The sequence below is a fragment of the Sphingomonas sp. 2SG genome (assembly GCF_005503285.1).
GTDB lineage: Bacteria > Pseudomonadota > Alphaproteobacteria > Sphingomonadales > Sphingomonadaceae > Sphingomonas > Sphingomonas taxi.
This window is the reverse complement of sequence record NZ_SCMZ01000001.1, coordinates 1-23324: the sequence shown is the minus strand read 5'-3', so window position 1 is coordinate 23324 and position 23324 is coordinate 1. Positions and strand designations below refer to the sequence as shown.

20 protein-coding genes and 2 riboswitches are annotated in these 23324 nt (G+C 69.1%); of the genes, 9 read left to right on the top strand and 11 right to left on the bottom strand.

Annotation, left to right across the window (positions count from 1 at the left end; all coding sequences use genetic code 11):
- Positions 1-11: 11 nt before the first annotated feature.
- Positions 12-1097, bottom strand: a complete 1086-nt coding sequence (locus FFS23_RS00100) for a Gfo/Idh/MocA family protein (protein ID WP_171009294.1) — start codon at positions 1095-1097, stop codon at positions 12-14.
- Positions 1098-1127: 30 nt separating this feature from the next.
- Here FFS23_RS00100 and FFS23_RS00095 point away from each other — a divergent pair, with 30 nt between their 5' ends.
- From FFS23_RS00095 to rpsI, 5 genes are all read left to right on the top strand, one after another.
- Positions 1128-2024 carry an aldo/keto reductase gene (locus FFS23_RS00095; RefSeq protein ID WP_137896911.1) on the top strand — a complete coding sequence of 299 codons (897 nt, stop codon included), beginning with the start codon at positions 1128-1130 and terminating at the stop codon, positions 2022-2024.
- Complete coding sequence (locus tag FFS23_RS00090; RefSeq protein WP_137896910.1) at positions 2021-3112, top strand: LLM class flavin-dependent oxidoreductase; 1092 nt, start codon at positions 2021-2023, stop codon at positions 3110-3112. Before FFS23_RS00095 ends, FFS23_RS00090 begins: the two co-directional genes overlap by 4 nt.
- 318 nt (positions 3113-3430) lie before the next feature.
- Entirely contained in the window at positions 3431-4468 is a 1038-nt protein-coding gene (locus tag FFS23_RS00085) for a COX15/CtaA family protein (protein WP_137896909.1), read from the top strand.
- A 138-nt stretch (positions 4469-4606) separates the two neighbouring features.
- On the top strand, positions 4607-5086 hold the full coding sequence (gene rplM, locus FFS23_RS00080) for a 50S ribosomal protein L13 (protein WP_038660554.1): 480 nt from the start codon (positions 4607-4609) through the stop codon (positions 5084-5086).
- A complete protein-coding gene (rpsI, locus tag FFS23_RS00075; RefSeq protein ID WP_038660557.1) occupies positions 5086-5634 on the top strand; it encodes a 30S ribosomal protein S9 in 549 nt (182 codons plus the stop codon). The genes rplM and rpsI overlap by 1 nt, the downstream gene beginning before the upstream one ends.
- A gap of 273 nt (positions 5635-5907) precedes the next feature.
- Here the strand turns inward: rpsI and FFS23_RS00070 are convergent, their stop codons facing one another.
- The 3 genes from FFS23_RS00070 to FFS23_RS00060 all read right to left on the bottom strand — a co-directional run bounded on the left by FFS23_RS00070 (position 5908) and on the right by FFS23_RS00060 (position 11250).
- A complete protein-coding gene (locus tag FFS23_RS00070; protein WP_171009293.1) occupies positions 5908-8451 on the bottom strand; it encodes a TonB-dependent receptor in 2544 nt (847 codons plus the stop codon).
- 133 nt (positions 8452-8584) lie between these two features.
- Positions 8585-8914: a hypothetical protein gene (locus FFS23_RS00065; protein ID WP_137896908.1), complete on the bottom strand. Its 330-nt coding sequence runs from the start codon at positions 8912-8914 to the stop codon at positions 8585-8587.
- A complete protein-coding gene (locus tag FFS23_RS00060; protein WP_137896907.1) occupies positions 8911-11250 on the bottom strand; it encodes a ribonuclease R family protein in 2340 nt (779 codons plus the stop codon). Before FFS23_RS00060 ends, FFS23_RS00065 begins: the two co-directional genes overlap by 4 nt.
- Positions 11251-11329: 79 nt before the next feature.
- Here FFS23_RS00060 and trhO point away from each other — a divergent pair, with 79 nt between their 5' ends.
- On the top strand, positions 11330-12268 hold the full coding sequence (trhO, locus tag FFS23_RS00055) for an oxygen-dependent tRNA uridine(34) hydroxylase TrhO (protein ID WP_137896906.1): 939 nt from the start codon (positions 11330-11332) through the stop codon (positions 12266-12268).
- Between the two features lie 273 nt (positions 12269-12541).
- Here trhO and proS read toward each other — a convergent pair whose 3' ends face one another.
- From proS to FFS23_RS00020, 7 genes are all read right to left on the bottom strand, one after another.
- The gene (proS, locus tag FFS23_RS00050; protein WP_137896905.1) at positions 12542-14071 is read right to left on the bottom strand and encodes a proline--tRNA ligase; all 1530 of its coding nucleotides are present in this window, start codon (positions 14069-14071) and stop codon (positions 12542-12544) included.
- Between the two features lie 85 nt (positions 14072-14156).
- Entirely contained in the window at positions 14157-14675 is a 519-nt protein-coding gene (locus FFS23_RS00045) for a CcdC protein domain-containing protein (RefSeq protein ID WP_137896904.1), read from the bottom strand.
- Between the two features lie 177 nt (positions 14676-14852).
- Positions 14853-16427, bottom strand: coding sequence for an aminomethyl-transferring glycine dehydrogenase subunit GcvPB (gene gcvPB / locus FFS23_RS00040; RefSeq protein WP_137896903.1), 1575 nt, complete (start codon positions 16425-16427; stop codon positions 14853-14855).
- Positions 16424-17782 carry an aminomethyl-transferring glycine dehydrogenase subunit GcvPA gene (gene gcvPA, locus FFS23_RS00035; protein ID WP_137897057.1) on the bottom strand — a complete coding sequence of 453 codons (1359 nt, stop codon included), beginning with the start codon at positions 17780-17782 and terminating at the stop codon, positions 16424-16426. The genes gcvPB and gcvPA overlap by 4 nt, the downstream gene beginning before the upstream one ends.
- Positions 17783-18030: 248 nt before the next feature.
- Positions 18031-18402, bottom strand: coding sequence for a glycine cleavage system protein GcvH (gene gcvH / locus FFS23_RS00030; protein ID WP_137896902.1), 372 nt, complete (start codon positions 18400-18402; stop codon positions 18031-18033).
- A complete protein-coding gene (gcvT, locus tag FFS23_RS00025; protein WP_137896901.1) occupies positions 18402-19607 on the bottom strand; it encodes a glycine cleavage system aminomethyltransferase GcvT in 1206 nt (401 codons plus the stop codon). The genes gcvH and gcvT overlap by 1 nt, the downstream gene beginning before the upstream one ends.
- Positions 19608-19665: 58 nt before the next feature.
- A riboswitch (glycine riboswitch) is annotated at positions 19666-19772 on the bottom strand.
- A riboswitch (glycine riboswitch) is annotated at positions 19773-19865 on the bottom strand.
- A 99-nt stretch (positions 19866-19964) separates the two neighbouring features.
- Positions 19965-20600, bottom strand: a complete 636-nt coding sequence (locus FFS23_RS00020) for a hypothetical protein (protein ID WP_249340451.1) — start codon at positions 20598-20600, stop codon at positions 19965-19967.
- A 169-nt stretch (positions 20601-20769) separates the two neighbouring features.
- Here FFS23_RS00020 and ispH point away from each other — a divergent pair, with 169 nt between their 5' ends.
- From ispH to rnhA, 3 genes are read left to right on the top strand one after another with little or no spacing between them, the layout of a single operon-like run.
- A complete protein-coding gene (gene ispH / locus FFS23_RS00015) occupies positions 20770-21741 on the top strand; it encodes a 4-hydroxy-3-methylbut-2-enyl diphosphate reductase (RefSeq protein ID WP_038660586.1) in 972 nt (323 codons plus the stop codon).
- Between the two features lie 52 nt (positions 21742-21793).
- Positions 21794-22747 carry a homoserine kinase gene (thrB, locus tag FFS23_RS00010; RefSeq protein ID WP_137896900.1) on the top strand — a complete coding sequence of 318 codons (954 nt, stop codon included), beginning with the start codon at positions 21794-21796 and terminating at the stop codon, positions 22745-22747.
- Complete coding sequence (gene rnhA / locus FFS23_RS00005; protein WP_249340450.1) at positions 22744-23271, top strand: ribonuclease HI; 528 nt, start codon at positions 22744-22746, stop codon at positions 23269-23271. Before thrB ends, rnhA begins: the two co-directional genes overlap by 4 nt.
- Positions 23272-23324: the final 53 nt, after the last annotated feature.

Sequence of the window (23324 nt, the reverse complement as noted above, 5' to 3'; positions counted from 1 at the left end):
CACGCCTCCCGTCACGCGATCTCGGTCATCTCCACCACGCGATGCTCGCGCGCGCTGATCTCGGCCGCGGTGCCGATCGCGACCGCGCGCAGGCCGTCCTCGGCGCTGACCAGCACCGGCCCCTCGCCGCGCACCGCCGCGGCGAAGGCGAGATGCTGGTAATAGGTCGCGCCCTCGTGCGATCCGGCGGCGCGCGCGGTCGGGTCAATTGCGACCCGCGTCCGCTCGACCCGCTTCGGGCTGCCGAAGCCGACGCGCGGCGAGAACACCAGCTCGCCCGGCGGGATCAGCACGTCGAGACGCGCGGCATCGCCGGTCGCGCTCATCTCTTCCTGATGCTCGGCGCCGTCGGCGAACATCGACAGATCGAGCATCGCGCGCACGCCATTGGCGAAATCGACCGTCGTGAAGCTGTTGTCGATGATGTCGGGCGCCTCGCCGGCGTAACGTTCGTCGCGATGGTTGACGTCCATCGCGCCCGAACAATGGACGCGCACCGCCTCCGCGCCGACGATCAGCCGCATCAGGTCGAAGAAATGGCAGCATTTCTCGACCATCGTGCCGCCGGTGTTGCGCGCGAAGCGGTTCCAGTCGCCGACCTTGGGCAGGAAGGGAAAGCGGTGCTCGCGGATCGACAGCATGTGCAGCCGGCCGACGCGGCCGGCATGGATCTGGTCGATGAACGCGGCGGCGGGCGGCATGAAGCGATATTCCATCCCCGTCCAGAACGGCCGCGCGCGTCCCGCCGCCTGCGCGACGATCCAGAGCGCGTCGGCGATCGTCGTCGCCAGCGGCTTCTCGCACAGGATCGCCGCATCCATGCCGAACAAGGGCTCCAGCACGGCGCGGTGGGTGTGGTTGGGCGCGGCGACGACGATCGCGTCGACCGTCGCCTCGCGCGCGAACACGGCGACATCGTCATAGGCGGCGACACCGGCGGCGTGTTCGCCGAGTGCGTCGCGCGCCCAGCCGAGCGAGGTCGCCACCGGATCGACGATCGCCACCACCTCCGCGCCGGGAACGAGCGCGATGTTGCGCAGATGCTCGACGCCCATCATCCCCGTGCCGACCACGGCGTATCTGATCGCGGCTACCATCGCTTGCCTCCCTATGCCATGTCGCCGGTCATGACGACGCTGCGCCTTTCAAGCCAACCCCGCCCGCTCGGCAAGAGCGATATCCTCGTTTCGCCGATAGCCTGGGGCATGTGGCGGCTGGCCGGAGACGACCTTGCCGCGGTACGGGCGCGGATCGACGCCGCGCTCGAAGCTGGGATCACCCTGTTCGACACCGCCGACATCTATGGCGCCGACCAGCCCGCCGGCTTCGGCTCGGCCGAGACGCTGTTCGGCCGCGCGCTCGCCGAGGCGCCAGCCCTGCGCGACACGATGGTGATCGCGACCAAAAGCGGCATCCGCCCCGGCATTCCCTACAACAGCAGCGCGCCCTATCTGGCCGCCGCGCTCGACGACTCGCTCGCGCGGATGCGGATCGACCGCGTCGATCTCTATCAGATCCACCGGCGCGACCTGCTCACCCACCCGCAAGAGGTAGCGGCGGCGCTCGACCGGATGGTCGACGCGGGCAAGGTCCGCGCGATCGGCGTCTCCAACCACAGCCCTGCCGAAGTCGATACGCTGCAAGCCTTTCTCGGCCGGCCGATCGTCAGCGTCCAGCCCGAATTCTCGCCTTTGCACGTCGCGCCGCTGTTCGACGGCACGCTCGACCAGGCGATGCGGCACGATCTGGCGGTGCTCGCCTGGTCGCCGCTCGGCGGCGGCCGGCTCGCCGACGGCAGCCATCCCGCGGCACAGGCGCTGGCGGCGCACGGCGCGCAGTTCGGGGTCGACGCCGCGACGACCGCGCTCGCCTGGGCGATGGCGCATCCGGCGCGGATCATCCCGATCGTCGGTTCGCAGACGCCGGCGCGCATCCGTGCCTCCGCCGACGCCTATAAGGTCGAATGGACGCGCACCGCCTGGTACGACGTGTTGCAGGCCGGCATGGCGGAGCGGCTGCCATGACCGCGCGCGGCCCCTGCGAGATCAGCTGGTTCTCGGCCCTGTGCGACGACGATTACGAATTCCTCGGCGTCCCCGATCCCCGGCTGCAATCGAGCTTCGACCATTGCCGCGACATCGTGTTGCAGGCGGAGAGCGGCGGCTTCGACAACGTGCTGCTGCCGTCGGGCTATGCGCTCGGCATCGACACCACCGCCTTCGCCGCGGCGATGGCGCCGCTGCTCCGGCGGATGCGGATGCTGATGGCGGTGCGGATCGGCGAATGCTGGCCGCCGCAGCTCGCCCGCCAGATTGCGACGATCGACCGGATGCTCGGCGCCGGCGCCGGCGGGCTCGCGCGGCTGGCGATCAACATCATCTCCAGCGACCTGCCCGGCGAGACGCTGGCGAGCGGCCCGCGCTACGCCCGCACGCTGGAGGCGATGACCATCCTGCGTACCCTGCTCGACGGCAAGCCGCTCGATCATCAGGGCGAATTCTGGCAACTCAGGATCGATCCGCCGCGGATCGGCACGGTCTCGGGCCGCTGCCCGCCGCTCTATTTCGGCGGCCTGTCGGAGGCGGCGCGCGAGGCGGCGGCGCAAGGCTGCGACGTCTATCTGATGTGGCCCGACACAATGGAGGGCGTCCGCGCGATCGTCGCCGACCTCCGCGCGCGGGCCGAGCGGCATGGCCGTACCCTGCGCTTCGGCTATCGCGTCCACGTCGTCGTCCGCGAGACCGAGGCGGAGGCACGCGCTGCCGCCGACCGCCTGCTGTCGAAGCTCGATGACGACACCGGCGCGGCGATCCGCGCCCGCTCGCTCGACTCGCAATCGGCCGGCGTCCGCCGCCAGGCCGAGCTGCGCGAGGAAGCGGTGCGGCAGGACGGCTATGCCGAGGCCAATCTGTGGACCGGCATCGGCCGCGCCCGATCGGGCTGCGGCGCGGCGATCGTCGGCGACCCCGACCAGGTGCTCGCCAAGCTGGCGGCCTATCGCGACGCGGGGATCGATGCCTTCATCCTGTCGGGCTACCCGCATGCCGCCGAAGCCGACCTGTTCGCCCGCCACGTCCTCCCCCGCATCGACCACGCGCCATTGGTGGTGTGAGGGCGATCGATCCGGCGCGGCTACTGCCCCCATCGGATCAACCGGCATTCTTTCAAAGTCCTCCCCCGCCAGGGGGAGGTGGCGCGGCGAAGCCGTGACGGAGGGGGGGTAAGCGACCACGTCTGTTTCGTGTCCTCCCCCTCCGTCAGGCCTTCGGCCTGCCACCTCCCCCTGGCGGGGGAGGATTTTTCTTTAGCCCCTGAATATCAATCCCCGTTAGCCCTGAGCCTGTCGAAGGGCGGGTGAGTCCCACCGCGCTTCGACAGGCAAGCCCCCAACGCGCTGGCGACGCCCGCGCAAAGCGCGTATGGCGGCGCCATGCTCCAGCCCAGTGCCGCCTTCCTCTCGCGTGCCCGGCCACGCAGCGTCGCGCGGTGGCTGTTCGTCGTCGCCGGTCTCATCGTCGCGATGGTCGTCGTCGGCGGGATCACCCGGCTCACCGAATCGGGCCTGTCGATCACCTCGTGGAAGCCGATCAGCGGCATCGTCCCGCCGCTGACCGAGGCGCAATGGCAGGCCGAATTCGCCGGCTATCGCCGCATCCCCGAATATGCCGCGTTCAACCAGGGGATGACGCTGACCGGCTTCAAACACATCTTCTTCTGGGAATATGCGCATCGCCTGCTCGGCCGGATCATCGGCCTCGCCTTCGCCGCGCCGCTGCTGTGGTTCGCGATCCGCAAGCAGATCCCCGCCGGCTACGGCTGGCGACTGGTCGCCCTGCTCGCGCTCGGCGGCTTCCAGGGTGCGATCGGCTGGTGGATGGTCGCCTCCGGCCTGTCGGTGCGCACCGACGTCAGCCACGTGCGGCTCGCGATCCACCTGCTCACCGCGCTCACCATCCTCGCCGGCATCGTCTGGACCGCGCTCGACCTGCGCGCGCTGCATCGCAGCCCCCTCGCCCATCCGGCGCGGCTGACCGGCGTCGCGATCGCCGCGCTGGCGCTGCTCGTCGTCCAGCTCCTCTATGGCGCGTTCACCGCCGGGCTCGACGCCGGCTATGCCTTCGCGAGCTGGCCGCTGATGGGCGATGCGCTGTTCCCCGCCAACGTGCCGATGGTCGATCCCGGCTGGCGCAACGCGGTCGACAATCCGGTGGTCGTGCAGTTCATCCACCGCTGGTGGGCGTTCGTCACCGCCGCCGGGCTGGTCTGGCTGGCGGTGCGCGCGACGCGCACCGGCGCGAAGGCGGGCTGGTGGGTGATCGTGCTGGTCGCGTTGCAGATCGTGCTCGGCATCGCGACGCTGCTCAGCGGCGTGCAGATCGACCTCGCCGTGGCGCATCAGGCCAATGCCGCCCTGCTGCTGATCGCCACCGTCTTCGCCGCCCATGCGGTGGGCCGCCAGACCGCCTGAACGAGCCCATGGTATTATTTTACCCGTCAGCAACGCCGCGCTTTGCTTGACTTTCGGGGGGCCATCCAGCAGTAGCGCGGTCAATCACGCCGTCCTCCGGGGCGGCGTGCATCGTTTCAAACTGGAAGGTCCAACGCCATGAAGGCGCTCATGAAGACCACCAAGTCGGCCAAGCCGCACGAGGTGGAGAAGAAGTGGCATATCGTCGATGCCGACGGCCTGGTGGTCGGTCGCGCGGCGACGATCATCGCCAACGTCCTGCGCGGCAAGCACAAGACGTCGTTCACCCCGCACGTCGATTGCGGTGACAACGTCATCGTCATCAACGCCGACAAGATCCGCTTCACCGGCAACAAGGCCGCGAAGAAGGTCTATTACAAGCACACCGGCTATGCCGGCGGCATCAAGGGCATCACCGCCGCCAAGGTCCTCGACGGCCGCTTCCCGGAGCGCGTCCTCGAAAAGGCCGTCGAGCGCATGATCCCGCGCGGTCCGCTCGGTCGCGAGCAGATGCGCAACCTGCGCATCTTCAAGGGCAGCGAGCATCCGCACGAAGCTCAGAACCCGGACGTTCTCGACATTGGCGGCATGAACCGCAAGAACAAGGTGGGCGCGTAATGACCGACAATCGCCAGTCGCTTTCCGATCTCGCGTCGCTGACGCAGCAGCCCGCTCCGGCCGCCGCCGGCGCGCCCGCGATCACCACCGACGGTGAGGCGCCCGCCGCCCCGACGCAGGTGCTCCCGGTCACCCCACTGCGCGAGCAGGTCCTCGACAAATACGGCCGCGCCTATGCGACCGGCCGCCGCAAGGACGCCGTCGCCCGCGTCTGGCTGAAGCCGGGTTCGGGCAAGATCACGATCAACGGTCGCGATCAGGAAGTCTATTTCGCGCGTCCGACGCTGCGTCTCGTCATCAACCAGGTGTTCGGCATCACCGAGCGCGAAGGTCAGTATGACGTGATCTGCACCGTCAAGGGCGGCGGCCTTTCGGGCCAGGCCGGCGCGGTCAAGCACGGCATCAGCCAGGCGCTGACCCGCTTCGAGCCGGTGCTGCGCGCCCCGGTCAAGGCGGCAGGCTTCCTGACCCGCGACAGCCGTACCGTCGAGCGCAAGAAGTACGGCCGTGCGAAGGCACGCCGCAGCTTCCAGTTCTCGAAGCGCTAAGCGGTTCGCGAACCACGGTTCCGAAAGGGGCGGTCCGGCAACGGGCCGCCCTTTTTCGTGGCGGCCGTTAGCCCGGCAAGCGCCGGGACCGATACGGAACGCGCGATTACCCCCGCCCCCCTCCAGTGCTCCCGCGCAGGCGGGAGCACTGGAGTCACGCACGCCATCAGACGTTGTTTCACTTGGCCCTGGGCTCCCGCCTACGCGGGAGCACTGGTGGAGCTCGTAGGGTGTCGCGACCGTCGGATTGGCGAACAAGGCGCAGCGCCCGCTTCAGAACAGCTTGCGCACCGATAGCTTCACGATCCGCCCATAGGGATCGAGGAACGCCGGCTGGAAGCGATAGGGCGTCACGCCGTTGCGGTCGCGCACCGCGATCCGGTCGTTGAGGATGTTGTTCACCTGGAGCTGGAAGCTGAGGCTCTTCGCCCAGCTCGCCTTGGTCAGTTTCTCCGCGTCGATCGTACTGTAGAGCGCGAGGAAGGTCCGCGCCGAGAAGCGCAGGTCCGATGCCGCGATCGTGCTGCGGATGCGCGTCGGCGCCTGCCACATGCAGAAGATGCCGCCCTGAACCGGACCGTAGGCCCCACCGAACGATCCCTGCGCCTCGTAGCGGGGCCGGCCGCCATTGCCGCTGATCGACTGGCCGTCGAGCAGATCGAGCGTCGGCTGACCGGGCTGCGCCAGCAGCCGGTCGTCGATCCGTGCCGTCATGGTGGCGAAGGCATAGAGCGACGGCCGCGGCTTGGGCGGCGGCGGTGGCGGCGCGTCCTTGGCCGGCGGCGTGGCGGGCGGTTTCGGCTCCGGGCCGATCATCGTCCAGAGCGACATCTTGCCCTGGATCTTGCGTTCGCGTTCGCGCGCCAGATTGACCGGGCGGACGTCGACGCTGGTCAATTGCCCGGCCGCATCGCGGACGAACCGGTCCGGAAACGCCGATTGCAGCGCCACCGTCACCGCCTGAAGATAGCCGATCTGGCCGTCGATCCGCGTCGCGATATAGTCGAGGTTGAAGCGCAGCTCCTTGCCCTTGATCGGCTGCCACGCCAGCCCGGCGGTATCGACCTGCCGCCGCTCCGGCCCCAGCGCGGGATTGCCGCCCGCGGTCACCGCGACGAGGCCGCTGGTGCCGGTGACGAAATCGAAGAACGGCGCATTGGGAACGATGACCACCGGGTTGGTCAGCAACGCGATATCAGGCGCCGTCTGGCTGACGTTGGTCGAGACGGAGACCTGCAACGGCGCGACCGGCGTCCAGATCAGGCCGAGATTGCGGCTCGCGAGGCTGCCGTAATCGGACACCGCCGACACGCCGAGCGATGCATTGGCGGAAAGCGACCCGATCGCATCGAGCACGCCGCGGCTCGCCGAGGCGATCGGCAGGTCGAGCGCGACGCTGCCGCTCTTGGTCACCCGGCGCAGGTCGAGCAGCGCCGCCGGCGTGTCGGTCGCGACGCCGCCGCTGGACGAACGGGCGAAATCGCCGGTCAACGTCATCTGCGCATCGCCCGCGGGCAGCGCCAGCAGCGGCCCGACCACGGTCGCCTTGCCGACCAGCGTCTGCACCACCGTGCGGCTGCGGCTGACCAGCCGGTCGACGACGGCATTCGCGCCGAGCGGCTGGAACGGATCGGCGCCGGCGTCGATCGCCGCCTGGATCGCGTCGGTCGCGATGCCGCGATCGACCGCGGCGGTGGTCCGCGCGCGATCGTAGCTGCCGGTCACCGTCCAGATCCACCGCTTCAGACTGCCCTGCACGGTGCTGCCGGCATGAAGCGAAAGCGCCTGCGTCCGCTGACGTAGCGTCCCCGCCTCCGGCAGATAGCGATAGAGCAGCACGTCGGTGGCGAAGGGCGACGCCGGATTGCCTGCAGGCACCCGCAGCACCGCGGTCGGCAGGCCCGCCAGCCCGACGCCGCGCTGCGCCTCCATCGTCAGGTTGAGCGACGCGGTCACCGTCTTGCCGATCGGCACCGACTGCGTGCCGTCGACCCGCAACTGATCGCGGCTCGCGAGCGACTGATAGGGCGCCAGATCGGTGACCCGGGGAACCCCCGCGGCGTAACCGGCGAGCGTGCCGCGCGCGACGGGATCCCCCGGCACCGCCGCCGCGGTTACCGCCCTGCCCGCCAGCGCATCGAGCGCCGGATCGATCGCACCGCCGCCGATGCCGGTGACGTTGCCGGTCAGGTCGAACAGGTTGCTTGCATCCGGCACCGTCGACCGCCGCGCCCCGGACAATGGGTCCTGCCGGTCGTAATTGATCGTCACCGAGGTGCGGCGCGCATCGTCGAGCCGCGTCGAGCCGAGTTCGAGCGCGGCGGTGCTCGCGCCGCCATCGGTGGTGGTGCCCGCGCCCTCCTCGACCGCGAGCGAGCGGAAATGCTTCTTGGTGATGAAGTTGGTCACCCGTACCGTCGGCGGAAAGCCGAACCGCGCCGATTCCTGCTCGGGCAGGATCTCGGTCCGCTCGATCGCCTCGGGCGGCAGCGTCCGCAACTCGCCATAGCCCGATATTCGCCGGCCGTTGAGCAGGAACACCGGGTCGGCGCCACTGTTGGAGGTGGTCAGCGGCTTGAGCAATTTGAGGATGTCGTCGATCCGCGTCGCACCCAGCGCCTTGAGCGCCTGCGCGTCGAGCACCGCGACCGGCGCGGCATCGCCGATCACCGACCCGCGCAGCCGTTCGCCGGTGATGACGATGTCCTGCGGCGTTTCGTTCTGGGTTGCCGGCGCCGCAGCCTCCTGTGCCTGCACGGCCGGGGCGGTCGCCAATAGCACCACGCCGGCGAGCCGATATCCTCTCCCGACCGCCATCCCCCCCCGACCTTCCCCGCCGCCCGCGCCGAAAGACGAAGACTATGGAGCGAAAGACGAGGTGACAAATCGATTGTGCGATCGTCTTGTTCGCGCAGGACAGTTCAGCGCCGAAACTTGACGATGTCGGCGATTATCCGCGGTAGAACACCAACGCGACTACGACGATCAGCAACGATACGATCAGCAGCACCGGCACGCGCCGCGCCCTACGGCCGGCCGCGGCGGCTTCGTAGGCATCCATGTCGAAATAGAAGCGCCCCGCCGCCGGCATGCGGATCGACCCATCGGCGATCATCGCCGCGAACGCCTTCGCCTCGCGGCCCGCGGCGGGGGTGAAGGGGATCGCATCCGACGCGGTCACCGCCCGCGCCTCGACGAAGCGCGGCGCGATCGTGCCGTGGACCAGATAACGGTCGCGCACCGTGCCGCGTGGCTCGACGCGGGTCAGCCGGCCGCTCATCGCCGCTTGCCCTGGTGGCGGACGTTCGCCGGGCGGCCGCGATGCTTGATGACGCGATCCTTGCGCCCCGACCCGACGTGTCGCGGTCCGGGTGCCGCGCCCTTGCCGCCGGGCAGTTCGAAGCGCAGCGCGCCCGACACCGGATTCGCCTCCGCCAGCCGCAGGTCGATGCGCTGGCCAAGCGTATATTCCTCGCCCGTCTGTTCGCCGACCAATTTGCGTGCCGCCTCGTCGAAGCGGAAATATTCGCCGCCCAGATCGCGCACCGGCATCAGCCCGTCGCCGCCGATCCCCTCGACGGTGGCGAAGAAGCCGTAATTCTGCACGCCGGTGATCCGCGCCGACAGCGTCTCGCCGACCTTCTCGGCGAGATAGGCCGCGACATAGCGGTCGATCGTGTCGCGCTCCGCCTCCATCGCGCGGCGTTCGAGGCCGCTGATCGTCTCGCCGATCACGTCCATCGCCGCCGCGTCGGTCTGGCCCAGCCCGCCCTCGCCGAGCCGATAGGCGGACACCAAAGACCGGTGGACGAGCAGATCGGCATAGCGCCGGATCGGCGAGGTGAAATGCGCATAGGAACCGAGCGACAGGCCGAAATGCCCCTGATTGGCCGGGGCATAATAGGCCTGCGTCTGGGTGCGCAGCACCTGTTCCATCACCTGCGGCCGGAAATCGGCGTCGCCGACGCGATCGAGCACGTGGTTGAACGTCGCCGGGCGGATCACCTGCCCCAGCGCCAGCGGCACGTCGAACGTCTCCAGATACTCTTTGAGCGCGACCAGCTTTTCACGGCTCGGCGGTTCGTGGACGCGATACATCACCGGCGCCTTCTTCGCCTCCAGCGCCTTGGCGGCGGCGACGTTGGCGGCGATCATATAATCCTCGATCAGCCGGTGTGCGTCGAGCCGTTCGCGCGGCGCCACCGACATGATCCGCCCCGTCTCGTCGAGCACCACCCGCCGCTCGGGCAGGTCGAGATCGAGCGGCTCGCGCGCATCCCGCGCCTTGGCGAGCGCACGCCAGCAGGCCCAGAGATGGCGGAGGGACTCCTTCAATTCCTCCCCGGCACGGGGAGGGGGACCATCCGCAGGATGGTGGAGGGGGGCGTCCTCAGACGACATCGTTTGTGGAAGCCCCCCTCCACCATTGGCTTCGCCAACGGTCCCCCTCCCCGTGCCAGGGAGGAATGTGTCAGCGATCGCCTGCGCATCCTCATACGCCAGGTTCGCCGCGATCCGCACCCGCGCGCGCGTAAAACGCCAGCTCTTGAGCGCACCCGACTTGCCGACCCGCAAATGGCAGACCAGCGCCGCGCGATCCTCGCCCTCCTTGAGCGAACAGACTTCGGCGGACAGGATCTCGGGCAACATCGGCACGACGCGGTCGGGGAAATAGACCGAATTGCCGCGCCGCCGCGCCTCGCGATCGATCTCGGACCCCGGCCGCACGTAGAAACTGACGTCGGCGATCGCCACCACCGCCTGCCAGCCGCCGGCATTGGCGGGATCGTCGTCGGGCGCCGCCCAGACCGCATCGTCATGGTCGCGCGCATCGGCCGGATCGATCGCGACGATCGGCAGATGCGTCAGGTCCTCGCGATCGTCGCCGAGCGGCTGCTGCGACACGCGTGCCGCCTCGTCGAGCGTATCGGCGGTGAACACGTCGGGGATGCCGAGCTTGTGGATCGCGATCAGCGAGAAGCTGCGCGGCGCGAACGGATCACCCAGCCGCTGGACGACGCGCACGCTGATCCGGGGCGGCCGCCCGGTCATCTCCGTCATCACCAGATCGCCCGCCTCGGCGCCGCCGGTGTCGGAGACGGGAAATTCGCGCCGATCCTTCTTCTCGACCCCGGTCAGCCAGAACCGCTCCCCCTCGCGGCGCAGCACGCCGAGCACCTGCTCGGACGCCTTGGCGAGCACCTTCATCGGATGCGCGATCCAGCCGTTCCCGGCCTCTTCGGTCCGCGCGAGGATGCGCTCGCCGATCCCCAGCGCGCCCCGCTTGCGTTCGCGGACACGCAGCCGCGGCGGCGGCGTCTCCGCCTCCCAGCGATCGGGCACCGCCCAGACGTTGCCGCCGTCGTCGACGTCGGCGACGCGCAGCACCGTGACCTTGGGCAGGCCGCCCATCTTGTGGAAGGCGCGGCCGGGGGCGCCGTCGATCAGCCCCTCGTCGGCCATGTCCTTGAGCATCGCCTTCAGCGCGATCTTCTCCTGCGCGGTCAAGCCGAACGCCTTGGCGATCTCGCGTTTGCCGGCGGGAACGTCCGAGGTTTCGATGAACTGGAGGATCTGCGCCTGCGTCGGCAGGCCGGGTCTGGTCTTGTTTTTCACAGACCAGAGATAGGGACTGCACCCGCCGCCGTCATGCCCCAACTTTGCGCGGACGCGCCGGAGGGTCTACAGGCGCGCCATGCCGCCGATCCGCGTTTGTGCGCTCTACCGCTTCACCCCCTTCCCCGACCCGGCGGCCTTGCAGGCACCACTGCTTGCCGCCTGCGAGGCGGCCGGCGTGCGCGGCACGTTGCTGCTCGCGCGCGAGGGGATCAACGGCACGATCGCCGGGCCGGATGCGGGGATGGAGGCGGTGCTGGCGCATATCCGCGCGCTGCCCGGCTGCGCGACGCTCGACGTCAAGGAGGCGCGCGCCGACGCGATGCCGTTCCACCGCACCAAGGTGCGGCTCAAGCGCGAGATCGTGACGATGGGCGAACCCGCGATCGATCCGCTCGACGCCGGCCATTACGTCGATCCGGCCGACTGGAACGCGCTGATCGCCGATCCCGCGACCCTGGTGATCGACACGCGCAACGATTACGAGGTGGCGGTCGGCAGCTTCGCCGGCGCGGTCGATCCGCAGACGCGCACCTTCCGCGAATTCCCGGCGTGGTTCCGGGAGCATCGCGACGAATTGCTCGCCGGCACGAAGCAGGTCGCGATGTTCTGCACCGGCGGCATCCGCTGCGAGAAGGCGACCGCCTTCCTCAAGGCGGAGGGTGTCGACGACGTCTTCCACCTCAAGGGCGGCATTCTGCAATATCTCGAGGACGTGCCGGCGGAAGAGAGCCGCTGGCAGGGCGAATGTTTCGTCTTCGACGAACGCGTCGCGGTCGGTCACGGCCTGACGCCGGGCACCCACGGCCTGTGCCGCGCCTGCCGGATGCCGGTGTCGCCAGCCGACCGCGCCTCGCCGCTGTTCGAAGAGGGCGTCAGCTGCCCACGCTGCCACGCCGCGCGCAGCGAAACGGATCGCGCCCGCTATGCCGAACGGCACCGCCAGGCGCTGCTCGCCGAGGCACGCGGCGAGGCGCATGTCGGGCGGCGGTACGAAGAGGACGCCTCTCCTTCCTGAAACTCAGCGGCCGGGGTCCCGCGTTGGAGATACGTCTCACGACCGTGCGTCGCACCGTCGCATGTCGCTCCCCCGCTCGCCAAGCATATTCCGTCACCCCGGACTCGTTCCGGGGTCCACGCCGCGGCGAGGAGACCGGCTTGAGGGGAAACCATCCTCTTGCGGCTCGGTGGACCCCGGAACAAGTCCGGGGTGACGAGTTTTGGACGAGCCCGAGCGAGCCTCATCCTCCCGCCCTTCCTTTAGGAGGGCTGAGCAGCTTAGCGAGACGCCTCAGTAACTCCGTGCGAGCAGCACCCGTTCGACCGCCGGTTCACCGGTGAACACGCAGGCGCCATCCGCCGCCGCCGCATCGGACGGCGCGTTGCGGATCGTCAGCTTGAGCGCCTTGAGCCGCTCGACCACCGCGTCGAGCGCCGCGCCGGTCGGCCGTGCCCATTGCACCTCGACCCAGCCGGGATTCTTCACGCCCTCGGCGAAATGCGCCTCGACCGCGGCGAAGTCCGCCGCCGGCACGATCGCCGCCTGCATCCGCGCCCGCGCTTCGTCGTGCAGCGCCTGCTGGATCGCCGCGAGCAACGCCGGCGCCTCCGCCTCGAAATCGCCGCGCGCCATCACCTGGCTATCGAGCTTGCCGTCCTCGCGATACAGCCGGTCGCGGCGGATCACCGAGACGTTGCCGCCCGCCATGTCGCGCCCGCCGATCTCGATGACGATCGGCGCGCCCTTCTTGACCCAGCCCCAGCGCTTGGTCGCCGCCTTGGCCGGCTTGAGGTCGAGCAACGCGCGTACCGGCTCGCCGAGCGCCGACAGGCCGGCGAGGTTCGACTGGATGTCCTTGGCATAGGCAATCAGCGCCTCGTCCTCGGGCTGGTCGCGCAGCATCGGCACGATCACGATCTGCCACGGCGCGATCCGCGGCGGCACGCGCAGGCCGTCGTCATCGCCATGCACCATGATGACGCCGCCGATCATCCGGGTGCTGACCCCCCAGCTCGTCGTATTGGCGAGTTCCAGCTCGCCGCTGGCGTTCTGGAAACGGATGTTCTGCGCATGCGCGAAATTGGTGCCGAGGAAATGGCTGGTGCCCGCCTGCAGCGCCTTGCCGTCCTGCATCATCGCCTCGATGCTGTAGGTCGCGACCGCGCCGGGGAAGCGCTCGTTCTCGGGCTTCTCGCCGGCGACGACCGGCAGCGCGAGGCAGTCCTCGGCGAAGCTGCGATAGACTTCGAGCATCTTCAGCGTTTCCTCGCGCGCCTCGTCGGCGGTGGCGTGGGCGGTATGGCCCTCCTGCCAGAGGAATTCGCTGGTGCGCAGGAACATGCGGGTGCGCATCTCCCAGCGCACGACGTTTGCCCACTGATTGATCAGCACGGGGAGATCGCGCCACGACTGCACCCAGCGCGCGAACGCCGTGCCGATCACCGTCTCCGAAGTCGGCCGCACCACCAAAGGCTCCTCCAGCTTGGCGGCGGGATCGGGGATCAGTCTGCCCTTGCCGTCGGGGATCAACCGGTGGTGGGTGACCACCGCCATCTCCTTGGCGAAGCCCTCAACATGCTCCGCCTCCTTCTCGAAATAAGAGAGCGGGATGAACAGCGGGAAATAGCAATTCTCATGGCCGGTCGCCTTGATCCGGTCGTCGAGCAGCCGCTGGATCCGCTCCCAGATGCCATAGCCCCACGGCCGGATGACCATACAGCCGCGCACGCCCGATTCCTCGGCGAGATCGGCCTCGGCGATGACGGATTGATACCAGGCGGCGAAGTCGGCGTCGCGCGTGACGGAAAGAGCGTGCTTCATGGGGTGGACGCCTAGCCAAAGCGCTTCGGCGCGTCACCCCCTTCGCGCACTGGCCGCGATCCGTGATCGCGCGACGTGGGAAGGGCTACGGAGTCACGACCGGGCCGGCCGCCAGCATTCGCTTGCCGCGCAGATACATCTCCAGCCGCTGCGCGCTGAACAGGCCAAGCGCCAACGCCATCAGCACGTCGGTGATCGCCATCGGATCGAGCCCCGCCGGCCCCGCATAGCTCAATGCGCCGCGCGCGCTGCTGCGCACGACGATCAGCAGCACGATGAACAGCAACGCCGCCGGCGACGAGGTCTGGCCCAGCGTATGCGTCTCCGGATCGAGCGTGATCCGCATCATCTTGCCGCGCTGCCAGCCCAGCGCCGCACCGAGACCGACCGCGGCGAGGCAGAAGGCCCAGCCCCAGCCACGCGGCGGAAAGCGCGTGAAGGTGAAGCCGATCACCACCGCATAGAAAGCCGGCAGGATCCACAGATGTTCGAGCTTGAGCGGCCGCACCCGGCTCATCCGCTTCCAGCGGATCGCCATCACCACCGCGACGACGACGAGCGGGATCGCATAGCTGATCCACCCGCCCGGTTGCTGTCCCTGCATATGTCCGTGTCCCCGCCCGCCCGTTACGGAGCAGAAACTACAGATGCCGGCATCGATACGAAAGGGGCATACTGACCCCAACCTCCGTCACCCCGGGCTCGACCCGGGGTCCCGCTACGCCCGAAGCGCGAAGGTAGCGGGACCCCGGCTCAAGGCCGGGTGACGAGCGAGCTGCCTTTACTCCGCCGCCTGCGCCAGCGGCTGTTCCTTCCACACCAGCACCGGCTTGCGCGCCGCCTGCGTCTCGTCGAGCCGCGCACGCGGCGCGAAATGCGGCGCGGTCTTGAGGCTGGCGTCGCCGGCCTTGGCCCGTTCCGCCACGCTGCGCAGCGCGCCGACGAACTGGTCGAGCGCCGCCTTCGATTCGGTCTCGGTCGGTTCGACCAGCATCGCGCCGTGGACGACGAGCGGGAAATAGACCGTCATCGGGTGGAAGCCCTCGTCGATCAGCCCCTTGGCGACGTCGAGCGTCGAGAAGCCCTCGGCGAGATTGGCGTCGGAGAAGATCGCCTCGTGCATGCACGGCCCCGACTTGGCGAAGGGCGCGTCGAGCGTTCCCTCCAGCGAGCGCAGCACGTAATTGGCGTTGAGCACCGCATCCTCGGCGACCTGCTTGAGGCCGTCGGCACCGTGGCTGAGGATATAGGTCAGCGCGCGGGTGAACATCCCCATCTGGCCATGGAAGGCGGTCATCCGGCCGAACGTGTCGGGATGATCGTCGCCCGCAGTCTCTTCCTCGATGAGCTGGATATGCCCGTCGGCCATGCGCGCGGTGAACGGCAGCGGTCCGAAGGGGCTGAGCGCCTCCGACAGCACCACCGGCCCGGACCCCGGTCCGCCGCCGCCGTGCGGGGTCGAGAAGGTCTTGTGCAGGTTGATGTGCATCGCGTCGACGCCGAGGTCGCCGGGCCGCACCCGGCCGACGATGGCGTTGAAATTGGCACCGTCGCAATAGACGTAGCCGCCCGCATCATGGACCGCATCGCTGATCGACTTCAGGTCGCGCTCGAACAGGCCGCAGGTGTTGGGGTTGGTGATCATCACCGCGGCGACGTCCGGCCCCAGCCGTGCCTTCAACGCCGCGGTATCGACGCGGCCATCGGCGGTGGCGGGGATATCCTCGACGGTGAAGCCGGCGAAGGCCGCCGTGGCGGGATTGGTGCCATGCGCCGATTCGGGCACGAGGACGACCTTGCGATGGCCCTCGCCGCGCTTCTCCAGCGCCGCCTTGATGCACAGGATGCCGCACAATTCGCCGTGCGCGCCGGCCTTCGGCGACATGGCGACGCCGTGCATGCCGGTGAGCTTGATCAGCCACACCGCCAGTTCGTTGATGACCGCGAGCGCGCCTTGCACGGTGTCGACCGGCTGCAACGGATGCACGTCGGCGAAACCGGGAAGGCGCGCCATCTTCTCGTTGAGCCGCGGATTGTGCTTCATCGTGCACGAGCCGAGCGGGAACAGGCCGAGGTCGATCGCGTAATTCTGGCGGCTGAGCCGCGTATAGTGACGGATCGTCTCGGGCTCGGACAGGCCGGCAAGCCCGATCGGCGCCTTGCGGCTAAGATCGCCGAGCCGCGACCCCGCGACGTCGCCCTCGGCGAAATCGACGCCGGTGGTCTGCGTATCACCGATCTCGAAGATCAGCGCCTCTTCCAGCATCAGCGCCTTGTTGCCGGTGAAGGTCGGTGCGGCGCCATTGCCGCCGCCGGCGGTCATCTCGGGACGCCAGCCGCTCTGATTGATGCTCATGCCAGAACCTCCTCGAGTGCGGCGGCAAGGGTTTCGACGTCCTCCGCGGTCGTCGTCTCGGTGACCGCGACGATCAGCCCGTTGGCGAGGCCCGCCTCGTCCGGATACAGCCGGCCGAGCGACACGCCCGCCAGGATGCCGCGATCGGCGAGCGTCCGCACCACGGGGCGCGCCTCGACCGGCAGCTTCAGCGTGAATTCGTTGAAGAAGGTCTCGGTGACCAGCTCGACGCCCGGCACCTTGGCGAGGCGATCCGCGGCGCGGCACGCCGCGGCGTGATTGATCCCCGCCAGCCGGCGCAGCCCCGCCTCGCCGAGCAGCGTCATGTGGATCGAGAAGGCGAGCGCACAGAGCCCCGAATTGGTGCAGATGTTGCTCGTCGCCTTTTCGCGACGGATATGCTGTTCGCGCGTAGACAGCGTCAGCACGAAGCCGCGGCGCCCCTCCGCATCCACCGTCTCGCCGCAGAAGCGGCCCGGCATCTGGCGGATATACTTCTCCTTGCAGCCCATCAGGCCGACGTACGGGCCGCCGAACTGCAGGCCGACGCCGAGCGACTGGCCCTCGCCGACGACGATATCGGCGTCCATCTCGCCCGGCGAGGTGATCGCGCCCAGCGCCACCGGCTCGGTGACGACCGCGATCAGCAGTACCTTGTTGGCGTGACAGGCATCGGCGAGCGGCGTCAGGTCGGCGATGCGGCCGAGGATGTCGGGATATTGCACGACGACGCATGACGCATCGCCGTCGATCGCGGCGATCAGCGCATCGATATCCGTTTCGGCGGTCAGCGCCGGCGCGGAGGTTTCGAGATGATCGCCGGTGTATTTCGCCATCGTCTTGGCGACGCTGACATAATGCGGGTGGAGCCCGCCCGACAGGATCGCCTTGCCCTTGCGGGTGATGCGCCGCGCCATGCCGATCGCTTCCCAGCAGGCGGTCGAGCCGTCGTACATCGACGCGTTCGCCACGTCGGTGCCGAGCAGCCGCGCGACCTGCGTCTGGAACTCGAACAGCATCTGCAGCGTGCCCTGCGCGATCTCGGGCTGATACGGCGTATAGGCGGTGAGGAACTCGCCACGCTGGATCAGGTGATCGACGCTCGCCGGCACGTGATGGCGATAGGCGCCCGCACCGAGGAAGAACGGCACTTCGCCCGCGACCGTGTTCTGGCGGGCGAGCGCGGTCATGTGCCGCTCGACCGCCAGTTCGGAGGCGTGGTTCGGCAGGTCATGGATCGGGCCGGACAGGCGGGCGGCCTCGGGCACGTCAACGAACAGATCGTCGATCGATCCCGCACCGATGACCGCGAGCATCGCGTCGCGGTCGGGCTGGGTAAGCGGCAGGTAGCGCATCATCATTCCCTTGAGAGCCCCGCCTGTGGGAAGGGCCTTTACCTATGGCGACGGGCTGAGGTTCGATCGATCATCCCCGCAGGTCCCGTCACCCCGGACCAGTTACGGGGTCCACCGGGCAGCAGGGGCGCCCTATCGTTTCAGACCATCCTCCTCGCCGCCGCGTGGACCCCGGAACAAGTCCGGGGTGACGTATCAAGCGCGGCGAAGCATCGACCAGAGCGGAGCACCAATTGCGAGGCTGATCGTTACAGCTTGGCGACGAACTCCGCGTAGGCGGCTTCGTCCATCAGCGTCTCCAGCTCGGCCGGATCGCTGAGCGTGATCCTGAAGAACCAGCCCTCCGCTTCCGGATCCGAGTTGACCAGGCTGGGATCGTCCGACAGCGCGGCATTGCCCTCGGTCACCGTCCCCGACACCGGCGAATAGACGTCCGACGCGGCCTTGACCGATTCGACCACCGCGGCCTCGTCGCCCTTGCCGAGTTGCTTGCCCGCCTCGGGAACGTCGACGAACACGATGTCGCCGAGCTGGCCCTGCGCATAATCGGAGATGCCGACGGTGCCGGTGTCGCCATCGACATCGACCCACTCATGATCTTCGGTGAAATAACGGCTCATCACTTGCCTCCTGCGCGGACATAGCGGTGGGGAACGAACGGCATCGGTGCGACCGTCGCCTCGTGGATCTTGCCGCGCTGGACGAGGCGCAGCGGCGTGCCGACCTCGGCGAGCGCAGCGGGAACATAGGCCATGGCGATCGGCGCACCGACGCTCGGCGCGAAGCCGCCGCTGGTGACGCGGCCGATCACCGCGCCCTCGGCGTCGACGACGCTCGCGCCCTCGCGCACCGGCTGGCGCCCGGCGACCGACAGGCCGACGCGCTTGACCGCGGGACCGTCGGTGCGCTCGCCGAGGATGCGCGCGGCGCCGGCAAAATCGGCGGCCTCGCGGCGGCGCTTCGACAGAGCGAAGCCGAGGTCGGCCATCACCGGCGTCGTCTCGGGATCGAGATCGTGGCCGTAGAGCGGCAGTCCGGCTTCGAGCCGCAGCGAATCGCGCGCACCCAGGCCGATCGGCTTGACCTCGGGCTCAGCGCAGATCGCATCGGCGAAATCGGCGGCGGCTTCGGCGGGGATCGAAATCTCGACGCCGTCCTCGCCGGTATAGCCCGAACGGCTGATCCACAGCGCATGGCCGTTCCAGTCGAACGCGCCCGCGGTCATGAACACGAGGTCCTCGACGCCGGGGATCAGGCGCGACACGGCGGCGACCGCCTTGGGCCCCTGCACCGCGAGCAAGGCCTGATCTTCCATCAGGTTCATCGTCAGGTCGTCGGGCAGCACGTCGAGCAGATAGGCGAGATCGTCATATTTGGTCGCACCGTTGACAACGACGTAATGGCTCGCCGCGCCGAACGGATGCGCGCCCTCGGCGGGCAGCGTCGTGACCATCAGGTCGTCGAGGATGCCGCCCTCGTCGTTGAGCAGCAGTGAATAGCGGATCTTGGTCGCGGCGAGCCCGGCGATATCACCCGGCAGCACCGCTTCGAGCGCCCTGGCGACGCCGGCGGCGTCGAGCCCGTCGCCGGTGAAGCCGACCTGGCCCATATGGCTGACGTCGAATAGGCCGGCGGATTCGCGCGTCCACAGATGCTCGGCCATGATGCCCTCATATTGGACGGGCATTTCATAGCCGGCGAACGGCACCATGCGGCCGCCGCGGGCGCGGTGCCAGCCGTCGAGCGGCAGCAGCTGGATTGCGGGCTCGTCGCCGTCGAGGTCGTCGAGCGGGTCGGGCAAGGTGTCTGGCAGCGAATCGCTCATCAACCGTCTCCAAGAAAGGCACGGGACCAAAGACGGCACGGGGCCGCAATCGATCCGTCATACCCCCTCTGTCACGGTGACCTGAGAGCTTTGACCCGGCGCGTGTCCGCGGCGGGCTTACCCCTTCGGTGGCTCCTCAAAGGAACGCTTTCCAGAGTGTCGATAAGGCAGCGCGCGGTCCCGTTTGCCTGAGAGATTCCGGGGTGGTTGCTCCTTCGGCGGCCTCCTTGTGAAGAGGCTCTCTCCCGCGCCCGCCCATGCCGGTCGCCCGGCATCGACGCGTGGTGCTGTGACGGGCGGCGGGGTCTTAGTCAATGCGGAAACGCCCTCCCCTCCCTGCGCGGGAAGGGAAGAGAATCAGCGTTGCGCGTTATACTTCAGCTGGTCGTCGGTGAGCTGGAAGCCGACCAGCGCCTCGAAGGTCGCGCGCAGCACCGCGGAGCGCACCTCCGGCCGCGCCAGCGGATCGGTCGCGGCATCCTCGTCGCCCGCCTTGCGCTTGCGGGTGAGCTGGTTGCGCACCTCGTCGGGCAAGGTCGCCGCCGCCCGCGCGATCTGCGTCGAGGCGGTGCCCTGCGCCTGCGCGCGCGCCTGCCCGGCGTCGAAATGCACCGCGATCTGCCCCTTGCGCTTGGCGGTCACCGCCGAGCCGCCGCGGACGATCGCGATATAATAAGGCAGCACCACGTCGCGCGGGCCCTCGGTACGCGTCCGCCGCGCGAGCACGTCGAAGGTGACGCTGGTGGCGATCTGCTCGCCGGCGTCGTTGCAGGCGCCGCGCACGTTGGTCATGCTGGCGACGACGTCGATCGCGCTCGCGTCGCGGCTCGTCGCCGGATCGAACAGCGTGATGTCGCCGGTACCGGCGGCGACGCCGACTGTCGGGCAGGCGGAGCGCACGGCGGAGATGCCGCCTTCGACGATCTCGCCCTTGCTGGCGCAGCCCGAGAGGATCAGCGCGAGGGCGGACAGGCCTAAAGCCGGGGTTTTCACGAGGACGCGTACCTTTGTCGAACGGACAGTGATGCGCCGCCGGAGAACCCGGGCGATGCGCGGCGTACCATAGGAACCGGCTTTCCCGCGTGCAAGCAATCGCGTACTTCCGCGCGGTGAGCCAATCGCGTACTTCCGTGCGCCGCACCAATCGCGTAGAACCGCCGGCATGGCCTCCCAATTCCCCGCGGACGGCGGCAAGCCCGTCCTCGAACTGCTGATCGCCGCACCGCGCGGCTTCTGCGCCGGCGTCGACCGCGCGATCCGCATCGTCGAACTCGCGATCGAGAAGCACGGCGCGCCCGTCTACGTCCGCCACGAGATCGTCCACAACAAGTTCGTCGTCGACACGCTGAAGGCGCAGGGCGCGGTGTTCGTCGAGGAGCTCGACCAGGTGCCCGACGGCGCGCCGGTGGTCTTCTCCGCGCACGGCGTGCCAAAGTCGGTGCCGGTCGACGCGCAGAACCGCGGCCTCGACTATCTCGACGCAACCTGCCCATTGGTGTCGAAGGTCCATCGTCAGGCCGAGCGGCTCGTCGCCGCCGGCCGCCATATCATCTTCATCGGCCACGCCGGCCATCCCGAGGTCGTCGGCACCTTTGGCCAGGTGCCCGCCGGCGCGATGTCGCTGATCGAGACCGCCGCCGACGCCGAGATCTTCGCGCCAGTCGATCCCGACAATCTCGCCTTCCTCACCCAGACGACGCTGTCGGTCGACGACACCGCCGCGGTGGTCGCGGTGCTGCAGCGCCGCTTCCCCAACATGCTGCCGCCGCGCGGCGAGGACATCTGCTACGCCACCTCGAACCGGCAGGCGGCGGTCAAGGCGATCGCCGCGGCGTGCGACGCGATGCTGGTGATCGGCGCCCCCAATTCGTCCAACTCGGTGCGGCTGGTCGAAGTGGCGGAGCGCGAGGGCATTCCGGCGCGGCTGATCCAGCGCGCCGGCGAGCTCGACTGGACGTTCCTCGACGGCGTCGGCACGCTCGGCATCACCGCCGGCGCCTCCGCGCCCGAGCTGCTGGTCCGCGAGCTGGTCGACCTGCTCTCCACCCGCTTCGCGATCACCGAGCGCGAGGAGGAAACGACGCGCGAGACGATCGCATTCAAACTGCCACGCGGCCTCGACGCCGCGGCATAGGCTGACCGTCCCCCGGCGCACGTCCGGGGGACGTGGAGACTGGGGAGGGATCATGGCCGTCTACACGCACGTCTCGGCCGAGGCGCTGTCCGCGTTCCTGCGCCGCTACGCCGAGGTCGGCGAGCTCGTCTCCGCCAAGGGCATCGCCGAGGGCGTCGAGAACAGCAACTATCTCGTCGATACGACGACCGCGCGCTTCATCCTGACGCTTTACGAGAAGCGCGTCGACGCCGGCGACCTGCCCTTCTTCCTCGACCTGCTCGATCATCTGGCGGACCGCGGCCTGCCGGTGCCACCCGCGATCCGCGACCGCGACGGCGTCGCGATCCAGACGCTGGAGGGCCGCCCCGCCTGCCTGATCCGCTTCCTCAACGGCGTCTCGGTGACCCGCCCGACGCCGGATCAGGCCGCCACCGCCGGCGCCGCGCTCGGCGCGCTGCACGCCGCGGTCGCCGATTTCGACGGCGGCCGGCCCAACAGCCTCGGCATCGCCGACTGGCGGCCGCTGCTGATGCGCTGCGGCAGCGATCTCGACGCCATCGCGCCGGGCCTGTTCGCGCGCGTCGATACCGCGCTCGCCGCGGTCGAGGTGGCCTGGCCGCACGATCTGCCGACCAGCGTCATCCATGCCGATCTGTTCCCCGACAATGTCCTGATGCTCGGCGCACGGGTGACCGGACTCATCGATTTCTACTTCGCCTGCCGTGACATACGCGCCTATGACGTCGCCGTGATGCACACCTCCTGGGCCTTCGATCCGCAGGGCGCGCCGCTCGCCGGCGTCGGCCCGGCGCTGCTCGCCGGCTATGCCGGGGCGCTCGGCCTGTCCGCCGCCGAGCGCGCCGCGCTGCCGGTGCTCGCGCGCGGCGCGTGCATCCGCTTCCTGCTCACCCGCGCATGGGACTGGCTCGACACGCCGGCGGATGCGCTGGTGACGCGCAAGGACCCGCTCGCCTATCTGCGCCGGCTCGACTGGTACGACGCCCATCCGGAGGCCTTTGCATGACCGACCCCGCCGCCCCCCAGCTCGTCGAGATCGCCACCGACGGCGCCTGCAAGGGCAATCCCGGCCCGGGCGGCTGGGGCGCGCTGCTCCGCTTCGGCGGCCACGAGAAGGAATTGTCGGGCGGCGAGACGCTGACCACCAACAACCGCATGGAGCTGACCGCGGCGATCGAGGCGCTGCGCGTGCTCACCCGCCCGTGCCGGATCAAGCTCAGCACCGACAGCAAATACGTCATGGACGGCCTGACCCGCTGGATCCACGGCTGGCGCAAGAACGGCTGGCGCACCGCCGACAAGAAGCCGGTCAAGAATGCCGAACTCTGGCAGGCTTTGTTCGCCGAGACGCAGAAGCACGAGATCGAATGGATCTGGGTCAAGGGCCACGCCGGCAACGCCGACAACGAACGCGTCGACAAACTGGCGAGTGACGCGGCGATTGCGGCGAGCCTGTTGCTGGGGACGGGCCTGCCGGCGGGGTTCGAGGGGGTCGACGTCGCGCGCTATGCCGCGGGGCGGTTTGCTTAAATCCTCCCCCGCAAGGGGGAGGGGGACCGCTCGGCGTCAGCCGAGTGGTGGAG

Bases quoted from the DNA above. Each gene is read 5' to 3' on its own strand.
- FFS23_RS00100 (WP_171009294.1), bottom strand. From the start codon at position 1,097: ATGGTAGCCGCGATCAGATACGCCGTGGTCGGCACGGGGATGATGGGC.
- FFS23_RS00095 (WP_137896911.1), top strand. From the start codon at position 1,128: ATGACGACGCTGCGCCTTTCAAGCCAACCCCGCCCGCTCGGCAAGAGC.
- FFS23_RS00090 (WP_137896910.1), top strand. From the start codon at position 2,021: ATGACCGCGCGCGGCCCCTGCGAGATCAGCTGGTTCTCGGCCCTGTGC.
- FFS23_RS00085 (WP_137896909.1), top strand. From the start codon at position 3,431: ATGCTCCAGCCCAGTGCCGCCTTCCTCTCGCGTGCCCGGCCACGCAGC.
- rplM (WP_038660554.1), top strand. From the start codon at position 4,607: ATGAAGGCGCTCATGAAGACCACCAAGTCGGCCAAGCCGCACGAGGTG.
- rpsI (WP_038660557.1), top strand. From the start codon at position 5,086: ATGACCGACAATCGCCAGTCGCTTTCCGATCTCGCGTCGCTGACGCAG.
- FFS23_RS00070 (WP_171009293.1), bottom strand. From the start codon at position 8,451: ATGGCGGTCGGGAGAGGATATCGGCTCGCCGGCGTGGTGCTATTGGCG.
- FFS23_RS00065 (WP_137896908.1), bottom strand. From the start codon at position 8,914: ATGAGCGGCCGGCTGACCCGCGTCGAGCCACGCGGCACGGTGCGCGAC.
- trhO (WP_137896906.1), top strand. From the start codon at position 11,330: ATGCCGCCGATCCGCGTTTGTGCGCTCTACCGCTTCACCCCCTTCCCC.
- proS (WP_137896905.1), bottom strand. From the start codon at position 14,071: ATGAAGCACGCTCTTTCCGTCACGCGCGACGCCGACTTCGCCGCCTGG.
- FFS23_RS00045 (WP_137896904.1), bottom strand. From the start codon at position 14,675: ATGCAGGGACAGCAACCGGGCGGGTGGATCAGCTATGCGATCCCGCTC.
- gcvPB (WP_137896903.1), bottom strand. From the start codon at position 16,427: ATGAGCATCAATCAGAGCGGCTGGCGTCCCGAGATGACCGCCGGCGGC.
- gcvPA (WP_137897057.1), bottom strand. From the start codon at position 17,782: ATGCGCTACCTGCCGCTTACCCAGCCCGACCGCGACGCGATGCTCGCG.
- gcvH (WP_137896902.1), bottom strand. From the start codon at position 18,402: ATGAGCCGTTATTTCACCGAAGATCATGAGTGGGTCGATGTCGATGGC.
- gcvT (WP_137896901.1), bottom strand. From the start codon at position 19,607: ATGAGCGATTCGCTGCCAGACACCTTGCCCGACCCGCTCGACGACCTC.
- ispH (WP_038660586.1), top strand. From the start codon at position 20,770: ATGGCCTCCCAATTCCCCGCGGACGGCGGCAAGCCCGTCCTCGAACTG.
- thrB (WP_137896900.1), top strand. From the start codon at position 21,794: ATGGCCGTCTACACGCACGTCTCGGCCGAGGCGCTGTCCGCGTTCCTG.
- rnhA (WP_249340450.1), top strand. From the start codon at position 22,744: ATGACCGACCCCGCCGCCCCCCAGCTCGTCGAGATCGCCACCGACGGC.